Consider the following 9,061-nt stretch of genomic DNA (forward strand, 5'->3'; position numbering starts at 1 on the left):
GGCAGAGCAAGTGCAAAAGTCCAAAAGTGGTGAGTAAAGATTTTCTTGTACTCCCCCGTTCAGTCGATCGCTTACTGGCGATCGCCATTGTGACCGTGCGTAGGGCACGGAGGTGCTGATATTGAGCGATCGAGCCAGCCGGATGCTTGGTTTAGTCTCAATAGCGCTTCTTCTGGGTTATCTTTGAGCAATAAGACAAGGGCGGCGGCAACTTGCTCGCTCGCACGCGCTTTGCGGTTAGATTTGAGACGGTGCCAGTCGTTACTAGAGATGGCAAGCCGTTCCATTAGCGCTTGAGCTAATTCTAGGGTGCTAAATTCATTTAGCCGATCGGATTTAAGAAGTTGTGTCGGTTCGGGCATACTGATAACACATTTGCATTTACCCTTACTCTACTTTATGAAGCCCGATCGAGAACCGTCCCAGCGATCCCCAAACGAGTCGGCAGACTTTGAACGAGAATTTGTGCAAGGACTTGAGGAAGTTGAGCGATCGCTCCAAGCGCTCCAGGAACGCTACGCTCAGGTGCAACAAGATAAACAGCGACAAGCTGAATTAAAACATCGCTACGAGGATGTGCGTCAAGAACTCCGCACAAACCGATCCCCGCAACTTAAAGCCGAATTGCAACAAATTCAACAGCAGTTGGAAATCTTAGAAGTTAATCTGGAAAGCAGTTTGTTCTCCTGGAGTAGCTTGAAGGAGCCTTTTTGGATGGCTGTGCGCTTTGGCGGGATCGGGATCGCGATCGGTTGGTTGCTGAAATCTTGCAGTGGTTAGCATTCATGTTTTGGGGATCGCACCAGCTGCTTGCAAAGCTTTCCAACTGCGAGTCGAACAGGTATCGATCGTCAAACTTGCAATTGGCAACCACTGAATTCCTTTCGATCCCACTTCGCGATCCCCAGTCGCGCTGAAAACAGGCTCATCCTCAACAGAGCATTTGTAAATGATACTTAAAGAATGTAACAGTTTGCCTCGCCAATTAGGGAAAAAGTTTTCCACTATCGTTAAAAGATCCTCGACTCGAAATTCAGTTAAACCAGTTTCTTCCCTAATTTCTCGCTCTAACGCTTGCATCATCGGCTCACCCGGTTCCAGTCCGCCACCGGGTAAGTCCCAAAGGTCGGGTTGTGGGCCTGTCATTTTATGAATCATCAGCACTGCGTTAGATTTTACGAATAAACCGAGTATGCTAATCCGTAATCGAATATCTTTTTCCATAGGATTAATGCCTTAAATACCTAGTAAACTAAAGAAGTTGACCGCAATTAATTTTTAAATCCAAAATCCCAAATCCCAAATCCAAAATCGATATGACTCGACGCATTGCTGAAGTACTCAAAAATGGCCAACCCGATGAATCCGTGAAAGTTCAAGGCTGGGTTCGCACGAAGCGGGAATTGAAAGAGTTTGCCTTTGTTGAGGTAAATGATGGCTCATCTTTGGCGAACTTGCAAGTAGTCTTGAATCCCGATTTGCCAGATTATGCTAAAGTGCTGAAGCAGCTGAACACTGGCGCATCTGTGGAAGTTGAGGGAGTGCTGGTGGCTTCTCCGGCGAAGGGACAGCGGATCGAGTTGAAGGCGTCAGCGGTAACAGTATACGGTGAAGCCGATCCGGAAACTTATCCGTTGCAGAAGAAACGACATTCGTTTGAGTTCTTGCGGGAAATTGGGCATTTGCGATCGCGCACTAATTCTTTTGGCGCTGTGTTCCGCGTTCGCAATGCTTGTGCGACGGCTATTCATAAGTTTTTTCAAGAGCGCGGTTTTATGTGGGTTCACGCACCCATTATTACTGCTAGCGATTGCGAAGGTGCAGGGGAAATGTTCGCGGTTACCAATTTTGATTTAAATAATGTTCCTCGCACGGAAAAGCAAGCAATCGATTACGGTAAAGACTTTTTTGGACGCCCTGCTTATTTAACTGTCAGCGGTCAGTTGGAAGCTGAAGTTATGGCGATGGCGTTTACGAATGTTTATACGTTTGGGCCGACTTTTAGGGCAGAAAATTCCAATACTTCCCGTCACTTGGCAGAGTTTTGGATGGTAGAGCCTGAGATGGCTTTCTGCGATTTGTCAGGAGATATGAATTTAGCGGAGGAGTTTCTCAAATACATATTTAAATATGTGTTGGATAACTGCGCGGAAGATATGGAATTTTTCAATCAGCGGATTGATAATTCGGTTTTGGCTACGGCGGAGAATATTATCAACAATGAGTTTGCGCGGCTGACTTACACAGATGCGATCGCACTTTTGGAAAAGGCAGACAAAAAATTTGAGTATCCCGTCAGTTGGGGATTGGATTTGCAATCGGAACACGAGCGCTACTTAGCTGAAGAGTTGTTTAAAAAGCCCGTAATTGTCACCGATTATCCTGCCAAAATCAAAGCTTTTTATATGCGGTTGAGTGACGACGAAAAGACAGTGCGAGCGATGGATATTCTCGCTCCCAAAATAGGCGAAATAATTGGCGGTTCCCAGCGGGAAGAACGCTTGGATGTTTTACAGCGACGCATTGAAAGTATGGGAATAAATGCTAATGATTTATGGTGGTATTTAGATTTGCGTCGCTTCGGTACAGTTCCTCACGCTGGGTTTGGTTTGGGCTTTGAAAGATTGGTGCAATTTATGACGGGAATGGGCAATATTCGGGATGTGATTCCCTTCCCCCGTGCGCCGCAAAGCGTGGAATTTTAGGAGGAAAAACGATGAGTATGAGCGAAATTTCTGTAGAGGAATTGGCAGGAATCTTGGAGAAAGATAACCAATGGTTAGCAGATCATTACGACGATCTGATCCAAAAGTACCCTGGCAAAACGGTTGCCATTGAAAATGGGGAAGTTGTTGCTGTAGGAAACGACTATGGCGACGTATACCGTCCTTTCTTAAAAGAGAAAAGATTGGTGATGCCATTAGTGGTAGAAGTGCCGCATCCAGACGATCGGCATGATGGCGTCCTGCTTTCCTTTCGATAATTTTATGACTCTAATCAGATTTCCATACAAACGGATAGAAGGAAGTTTACAGCCAATTATTCCCATCGGAATAAAGTTGGAAACTTCCTGGTTTCCGATTAATGTATATGTGGATTCCGGGGCAACTTATACGATTCTCAAAGCTGAGATCGCTGATGAATAGGGGTTAAATTACCGGACGGGAAACCGAATTAATCTGCAAGTGGGAACTGGGAGTTTGATGCCAATCTATTTGGACGATTTGGAAGTGCAGTTAGGCACAGAACGGTTTGTTTGTCCAGTCGGATTTTCGGCTAATTTGGGGGTGAAATTTAACGTTTTGGGAAAGACGGGGATATTCGATCGATTTAGGGTTTGCTTTCAAGAAGCGCAGGCAGTTCTGACTTTTGAAGTTGAGAATTGAGGGGAGACAAAAGCTTATCTTGGTCTTCATTGTCGATGCGATCGCTTTCGTCGAGCTTGCTGTTCCTACCGATGAAAGCTTGCGGATTGGGTGCTAGCAGCTTCTCTAATTGCCCCATTCTTAATGCTTCCGCAGTTTTAGCAATCCCAAAAATGCGAGGTAATTGACCGGTTTCAAGCAATACTTTTCTAACTTCCCAGTTGGATATATCTGCCAAATTCCTATTACTTTGAATAGCAATGATAGTAGCTATGCCGACACCCTGACCGACAGCAGCGTTAAATTCAACTATTCTGCCAGCAGCAGTTGCATAACCTTCAAAACCGGAAGCGGGACTGACAACTGCCAAGTTACGAATCTGGTTAATTAATGCGTGTTGAATCCCCACATTAAACACAGGCATCTGAAAATTGAGACCTTGCGACCATCCATTTTCAATAGCTCTTGGACTGATACCTGGGATACCGCCGCGCATATCAAAATGATAGGCAAATGTAGCTAATGCTTCAGCGGGAGATACGCCACCTAGAAGCATTTTTGTACCAGTGAGAGGTTCGACAACGCCAGTAACATTGCCAGCGTGTCTGATGTACACTTCAGATGCGGAAGTAACAGAAGTAGCGCCGAGACTCTTAAACCATTTTTCGACATAAGTTATTTCTTGTAACATTTTAGAAGTAGGTTTAGCACCACTTCTGGCAAGAGTTTCTGCTTCTGAAGCTTTGATGTCAAACAAGAGAGCGTTCCAGGAAAGGCGATCGTCAGAAATTACTCCTATATTTCCCTCATCTAAAATTACACCAGTTTCAGGTAAAAATAACTTAGTTCCTCTGAATGAATGGTAAGCTACCGATAAAGCGGGAGAGCGGATATCAATATAATCTCGACCAGCATAAAGAACTTTAAGATTGCCTCTAGGTTCCACCATTTCGCTTCTGAGTTGTTCTGCAAGTTTGGCATTATAACCAGCAGCGTGTAGCAGAAACTTTTGTGATTCTACATCGGCAATATTTGTGAAGCGTTTGAGATAGCTATATTCGATTTCTTTGAGTCTTCTAACGCTAAGTCCCTGTGTTTCAAAAATCACGCTGACGCAAAGTTCTGATTCCGGCAAACCGAAGGTTTCAAATCCTTTGAGTTTGCTCACACCAGCAGCTTGTGCTAATTCGGCATTCACAGTCGCATCGATAAATTGTTTGCCATAATATATAGTTCCTTTGGATGTAGTTATACTGATAATTTTTTGACCTTGTTTATTGACAGATGAAATAGCCACATTGCTGAGGAGCGCCACGCCAGCTTCGCTCAACATCTGCTTGAGAACTGTATTAGCTTTGCGCGGGTCGAGACCCACAATACTAACACCAGCTTTCTGCAAAAATTCTTTGTAAATTGCCGCAGGCGAACCAAAGGTATCTAAACCTAAAGAGTCTCGCAAACTTTTATCAATTTGACTGCGATCGAGATAAGCAAGTCCTCCTCTGACTAAATGTCCGCCAATACCTTGCTGTAAATTAGCTTTGGACATTAGTAACACTCGCGGATATTTTTTAGTACGACGGCGATATTCCCTGGCGGCAGATATAACGGCAAATACACCAGGAATTTCGTCACCAAATCCGATGACATCGTAGAAAGCTTCGTTGCTTGTCATCGTTGAATGACCTCTATTTTTAGTTCAATATTTAGTACTTACATTGCCGAAGTCATTCGATCGGGAAAATTTTTGTGCTAATCTTAGATCCTGGACATTAAATGAGCAGCAAGAGGAAATTTTGTGTTAAAGTATATGAATACGCATAAACTTTAATTTGAGGATAAAACAATGTTGGCAAAGTGCTATGCGATCGGCGATGAAGAATTAATGGAAATCATATCTTCAGGTAAGATAGATCCGTGTAGCATATAGTTTAAATTGTAAAGAAGCTACTGTGAGATACGAGATTATTTTTTCACCACAAGCCGAAGAAGATATCGCTAGACTCAAAGCAAGCGATCGCGCTAAAGCCTTCGATGCAATTGAAACCTACCTCAGATACGAACCACAGAAAACCAGTAAAAGCCGTATCAAGAGACTTCGAGAAATGGAAAGACCTCAGTACAGGCTACGGATTGATGACCTGCGAGTGTTTTATGATGTAAGCTACACTGATGAAAGTGGAACTGTAGAAGTTCTCTGTATTAGGGAGAAATCTGAGGCGATGGAATGGTTAGCCGAATATGGTAGGAGAGAAGAATGAAACAAGTATCGATCGAAGAAATAAAAAACGACCTCTCAGGCTATCTGCAAATAGCTGAGAAAGAAAGTGTTATCATTACTCGCGATGGACAACCTGTGGGAATTTTAATTGGTTTGGAGGATACTGAAGACTGGTGGGAAGAGTTGTTATTACGAGATCCGCGCTTTGAAGCAGAAGTTGCACAAGCACGTCAGAGTTTGAGGGAAGGCAAAGGTATTAGTATGGAGGAAATGAGAGCAAAATATGGTGTTTAAGTTAAAATTTCAGCTTGTCTCTACTCAACATTGTTCTTCATCGTCTTGTGTTAAAATTCGTACAACAATATTTGTATCAACTGCAATCATCCCACTGCTCCTCTACACCCTGACGAATAGCATCTTCTAAGTCATCGATGCTTTTAGGTTTTCCTTGATATTTCAAACACCCTGCCACATTCTCTAACTTAGTTTCCCTAAAAGGATTTTTCGGTTTTAAAAGAATGCCATCTCCCATATCAATTGCGATTAATTCTTGCCCTGCTTCCCAGCGATGAGCATCTCGCAAAGCTTTGGGAATAATGACTTGACCACTATTTGATAAGCGTGTGACTTCCATTGAACAAACATCTCAACGAGTAATAAATTTGTCAGATAAGCTATCTATCTCTTACATAGCCTTATCCCATTCCAACTGATGACTTAAACCATAAGTAATAAAATCTTCTTCTTTAGCTTTATCGTTTTTGCCAAAAATACCTAAGCTGTAAGGATTTTCTTGCAGGCGATCGCTCACTAATTCCTGTTCGATCTTGATTACTTCTTCTCTTGGCTTATCGGTTTTAAAGAAATCAACTACCAAAACAGTTCTTTCGTAATCGGTGTAATTATGCGGACAGTGAGGATAGCTGTGATCTAAAACCATAAATTCCCCTTCGTGCCAATATAATTTATCGTGGCATATTTTCATCGCTATATCTCCAGGCGGCACAATTAATCCTAGATAGCCGCGATTCATATGCGGATTATAGTTGACATGAAGTTTCACATCCAGACCTGGCATAAATGTCCCGAAATACACATTTCTGATAACATTGTCATTGTCTAAATTTGTTTCTTCTACAACCTGAGTTAACTTGGGAAAATATCGCGCTCTTAATTCCTGTGCTTTTGCCGATACATCCTCTGATTCATACTGAGGATATTCAATTTGATGAAATTGAATATATTTTTCGATCGGCATTCCTTGAAATAACACCCCAAAAGCCTTATACTTGGAATTGCCTTTCGTCTTAATCGTTTTATTTTTCGGCCCCATCACATCAAAAACAAACTGCAACTCTGACTCAGAAGCGTTTGAATTAAAGTAAGTAAACTCATCTCTAATGGCTTGCCAATTTTCTTGCAGCTTGTCCAGAAAAGGAAATTGCTTGGGGTCTAAATGATACTCGTTAAAAGTTGTCATTGTCTTATCTCCTTGCTGTACTTTAATTTAACCTGCTATAATTTCTAGCTAAAAGTTTTATTTTAGACAATCCGATCGATAATTAGTTTAACCGATCTTAGCAAGAGGTTCTGTGTCTGAAACTCCCGTTCTGGATAGAATTATTAAAAATGTCCGCGTAGTGCGTCCCCATTCATCATCTGTGGAGTCCCTGGATTTAGGAATCAGGGATGGGAAATTTACCCAAATTGCGCCGCAAATCAGCCCTGAGACGGCAAAAGAGGTGTTCGACGCGGAAAACTTGCTTGGTTTTCCAGGGGTAGTTGATGCCCATACGCATATCGGTATCTATCAACCGCTCGATCGAGATGCGATCGCAGAAAGCCAAGCCGCCGCAATGGGGGGCGTAACCACTACCCTCAATTATATCCGCACGGGTCAGTATTACCTGAATAAAGGTGGTTCTTACAAGGATTTTTTCCCAGAAGTTCTCGCTTTATCAGAGGGCAACTTTTTTGTCGATTATGGCTATCATATCGCGCCAATTAGTCCTCAACATATCGATGAAATGCAGTGGTTATTCGAGGAACATGGGGTTGCTTCCTTCAAAATTTTTATGTTTTATGGCGGTTATGGTTTGCACGGTCTTTCCGACCAACAGAATTTATTTCTAATGATTAATAAGGACGATCGCTACGATTTAGCTCACTTTGAATTTATCATGCGTGGGTTGACTAAACTGCGCGAAAAATACCCCACGATGCAGGATAGAATCAGCCTGAGTTTGCATTGTGAAATGGCTGATATTCTCAATGCTTATACCAAAATCGTACAGCAAGATTCCACCCTCACCGGACTAACTGCTTATAGTGCTGCCCGTCCTCCCCACTCCGAAGGTTTAGCAATCTGTATTGCCTCTTATTTGGCGCACGAAACTAACTGTATCAACATCAATTTGTTGCATCTCAGTTCCCGCAAAGCAGTCGAAGCAGCTTTGATGATGCAAACAACTTTTCCCCATGTTAACTTTAAGCGAGAAGTCACAGTCGGTCATCTACTTTTAGATGTAAATGCTGCTACAGGTAAATGGGCAAAAGTTAATCCTCCCATTCGACCTAGAGAGGATGTAGAATATTTATGGAATGCCGTATTGCAGGATAAAATAGATTGGATTGTCAGCGATCACGCCTGCTGTTCGGCAGAACAAAAAGCGAGTTTGAGAGATCCAGATAATATTTGGTTAGCTAAATCTGGTTTTGGCGGTACAGAATATTTGCTTTCCGGAGTTATTAGTGAAGGAAGCAAACGCGGACTGTCTTACAACCAAATTGCCAAGCTACTTTGTTGGAATCCCGCGCAAAGATTTGGCGTGTTGCAAAAAGGCGATATTGCGGTTGGATATGATGCCGATTTGGTGTTAGTAGATCCCCACGAAACATTTGTTGTTCGTGCTGCTGAATCGCTTTCCCAACAAGGCTATACTCCTTTTGAAGGTATGGAGTTAACGGGAAGAGTTAAAAGCACGTTCTTGCGGGGGGATTTGATTTACGATCGCGGACAGATATTAGGTTCGCCGCAAGGGCGTTATTTGAAGCGAAATCAACCTACTTAGGGTTTTTCTTATTATCTCGCGTCTCAGTAAACATCATCGTGAGAACCAAGGGTATGTAATAATATCGCTTCTTCTTGCGATTCTGTATGCGGTACAAATTCAAATATTATCCGGTTGCTATAATCAATAGAACATGACCACGTACCAGACAAATCTCCTTTGAGTTTATGAGTTCCTAAACTAGAGTGAAACGGATCTTCAGCTATTTGTTGTAATGTGCTTTCAACCAGAATTCGTAGTTGTGGATTTCGACGCGATATGCGTTTGAAATCTCGAATGAATCGCGAACTCCACAGCAATCGCATCAATTATCCAACTCCTTTAAAAGATCCGCAACCGAACCACTACGTACTTTTCCTTCAGCATACTCTTGACGCGATTCTGCAACCGCCTGTAATATTTCA

Annotated in this window: 13 protein-coding genes; 7 read left to right on the forward strand and 6 right to left on the reverse strand. The window is 42.6% G+C overall.

What is annotated here, in order from left to right; all coding sequences use genetic code 11:
* Positions 1-71: 71 nt before the first annotated feature.
* Positions 72-362 carry a DUF6439 family protein gene (locus H6S82_RS09165; RefSeq protein ID WP_190473615.1) on the reverse strand — a complete coding sequence of 97 codons (291 nt, stop codon included), beginning with the start codon at positions 360-362 and terminating at the stop codon, positions 72-74.
* 37 nt (positions 363-399) lie between these two features.
* On the opposite strand from H6S82_RS09165, the gene H6S82_RS09170 reads away from it, so the two are divergent.
* Positions 400-780 carry a DUF2203 domain-containing protein gene (locus H6S82_RS09170; RefSeq protein ID WP_190473613.1) on the forward strand — a complete coding sequence of 127 codons (381 nt, stop codon included), beginning with the start codon at positions 400-402 and terminating at the stop codon, positions 778-780.
* 3 nt (positions 781-783) lie between these two features.
* On the opposite strand, the gene H6S82_RS09175 is transcribed toward H6S82_RS09170, so the two are convergent.
* Positions 784-1,224, reverse strand: a complete 441-nt coding sequence (locus H6S82_RS09175) for an NUDIX domain-containing protein (protein ID WP_191056165.1) — start codon at positions 1,222-1,224, stop codon at positions 784-786.
* Between the two features lie 92 nt (positions 1,225-1,316).
* Between H6S82_RS09175 and asnS the strand changes: the two genes are divergently transcribed.
* From asnS to H6S82_RS09190, 3 genes are read left to right on the forward strand one after another with little or no spacing between them, the layout of a single operon-like run.
* On the forward strand, positions 1,317-2,705 hold the full coding sequence (gene asnS / locus H6S82_RS09180) for an asparagine--tRNA ligase (protein WP_190473608.1): 1,389 nt from the start codon (positions 1,317-1,319) through the stop codon (positions 2,703-2,705).
* 11 nt (positions 2,706-2,716) lie between these two features.
* The gene (locus tag H6S82_RS09185) at positions 2,717-2,983 is read left to right on the forward strand and encodes a DUF5678 domain-containing protein (protein ID WP_190473606.1); all 267 of its coding nucleotides are present in this window, start codon (positions 2,717-2,719) and stop codon (positions 2,981-2,983) included.
* A 4-nt stretch (positions 2,984-2,987) separates the two neighbouring features.
* Positions 2,988-3,146, forward strand: a complete 159-nt coding sequence (locus H6S82_RS09190; RefSeq protein WP_190473604.1) for a hypothetical protein — start codon at positions 2,988-2,990, stop codon at positions 3,144-3,146.
* Between the two features lie 184 nt (positions 3,147-3,330).
* On the opposite strand, the gene H6S82_RS09195 is transcribed toward H6S82_RS09190, so the two are convergent.
* Positions 3,331-5,040 carry an FAD-dependent oxidoreductase gene (locus tag H6S82_RS09195; RefSeq protein ID WP_190473602.1) on the reverse strand — a complete coding sequence of 570 codons (1,710 nt, stop codon included), beginning with the start codon at positions 5,038-5,040 and terminating at the stop codon, positions 3,331-3,333.
* A 277-nt stretch (positions 5,041-5,317) separates the two neighbouring features.
* On the opposite strand from H6S82_RS09195, the gene H6S82_RS09200 reads away from it, so the two are divergent.
* On the forward strand, positions 5,318-5,626 hold the full coding sequence (locus H6S82_RS09200; RefSeq protein WP_190473600.1) for a type II toxin-antitoxin system RelE/ParE family toxin: 309 nt from the start codon (positions 5,318-5,320) through the stop codon (positions 5,624-5,626).
* Entirely contained in the window at positions 5,623-5,880 is a 258-nt protein-coding gene (locus tag H6S82_RS09205; protein WP_190473598.1) for a type II toxin-antitoxin system Phd/YefM family antitoxin, read from the forward strand. The genes H6S82_RS09200 and H6S82_RS09205 overlap by 4 nt, the downstream gene beginning before the upstream one ends.
* Before the next feature lie 76 nt (positions 5,881-5,956).
* Here the strand turns inward: H6S82_RS09205 and H6S82_RS09210 are convergent, their stop codons facing one another.
* Together H6S82_RS09210 and H6S82_RS09215 are read right to left on the reverse strand one after the other, a co-directional pair.
* Positions 5,957-6,220 (reverse strand): AbrB/MazE/SpoVT family DNA-binding domain-containing protein, encoded by a 264-nt coding sequence (locus H6S82_RS09210; RefSeq protein WP_190473595.1) that lies wholly within the window; start codon positions 6,218-6,220, stop codon positions 5,957-5,959.
* 51 nt (positions 6,221-6,271) lie between these two features.
* The gene (locus tag H6S82_RS09215; RefSeq protein WP_190473593.1) at positions 6,272-7,066 is read right to left on the reverse strand and encodes an aspartyl/asparaginyl beta-hydroxylase domain-containing protein; all 795 of its coding nucleotides are present in this window, start codon (positions 7,064-7,066) and stop codon (positions 6,272-6,274) included.
* Between the two features lie 112 nt (positions 7,067-7,178).
* Between H6S82_RS09215 and H6S82_RS09220 the strand changes: the two genes are divergently transcribed.
* Entirely contained in the window at positions 7,179-8,657 is a 1,479-nt protein-coding gene (locus H6S82_RS09220) for an amidohydrolase family protein (RefSeq protein ID WP_190473591.1), read from the forward strand.
* Between the two features lie 23 nt (positions 8,658-8,680).
* On the opposite strand, the gene H6S82_RS09225 is transcribed toward H6S82_RS09220, so the two are convergent.
* Positions 8,681-8,962: a type II toxin-antitoxin system YafQ family toxin gene (locus H6S82_RS09225; RefSeq protein ID WP_190473589.1), complete on the reverse strand. Its 282-nt coding sequence runs from the start codon at positions 8,960-8,962 to the stop codon at positions 8,681-8,683.
* Between the last annotated feature and the right edge of the window lie 99 nt (positions 8,963-9,061).

The sequence above is a fragment of the Planktothrix sp. FACHB-1355 genome (genome assembly GCF_014748295.1).
GTDB classification, from domain to species: domain Bacteria; phylum Cyanobacteriota; class Cyanobacteriia; order Cyanobacteriales; family Aerosakkonemataceae; genus Aerosakkonema; species Aerosakkonema funiforme_A.

Excerpts from the sequence above, each read along its gene's own strand:
- H6S82_RS09165 (WP_190473615.1), bottom strand. The coding sequence starts at position 362 with ATGCCCGAACCGACACAACTTCTTAAATCCGATCGGCTAAATGAATTT.
- H6S82_RS09170 (WP_190473613.1), top strand. The coding sequence starts at position 400 with ATGAAGCCCGATCGAGAACCGTCCCAGCGATCCCCAAACGAGTCGGCA.
- H6S82_RS09175 (WP_191056165.1), bottom strand. The coding sequence starts at position 1,224 with ATGGAAAAAGATATTCGATTACGGATTAGCATACTCGGTTTATTCGTA.
- asnS (WP_190473608.1), top strand. The coding sequence starts at position 1,317 with ATGACTCGACGCATTGCTGAAGTACTCAAAAATGGCCAACCCGATGAA.
- H6S82_RS09185 (WP_190473606.1), top strand. The coding sequence starts at position 2,717 with ATGAGTATGAGCGAAATTTCTGTAGAGGAATTGGCAGGAATCTTGGAG.
- H6S82_RS09190 (WP_190473604.1), top strand. The coding sequence starts at position 2,988 with ATGACTCTAATCAGATTTCCATACAAACGGATAGAAGGAAGTTTACAG.
- H6S82_RS09195 (WP_190473602.1), bottom strand. The coding sequence starts at position 5,040 with ATGACAAGCAACGAAGCTTTCTACGATGTCATCGGATTTGGTGACGAA.
- H6S82_RS09205 (WP_190473598.1), top strand. The coding sequence starts at position 5,623 with ATGAAACAAGTATCGATCGAAGAAATAAAAAACGACCTCTCAGGCTAT.
- H6S82_RS09210 (WP_190473595.1), bottom strand. The coding sequence starts at position 6,220 with ATGGAAGTCACACGCTTATCAAATAGTGGTCAAGTCATTATTCCCAAA.
- H6S82_RS09215 (WP_190473593.1), bottom strand. The coding sequence starts at position 7,066 with ATGACAACTTTTAACGAGTATCATTTAGACCCCAAGCAATTTCCTTTT.
- H6S82_RS09225 (WP_190473589.1), bottom strand. The coding sequence starts at position 8,962 with ATGCGATTGCTGTGGAGTTCGCGATTCATTCGAGATTTCAAACGCATA.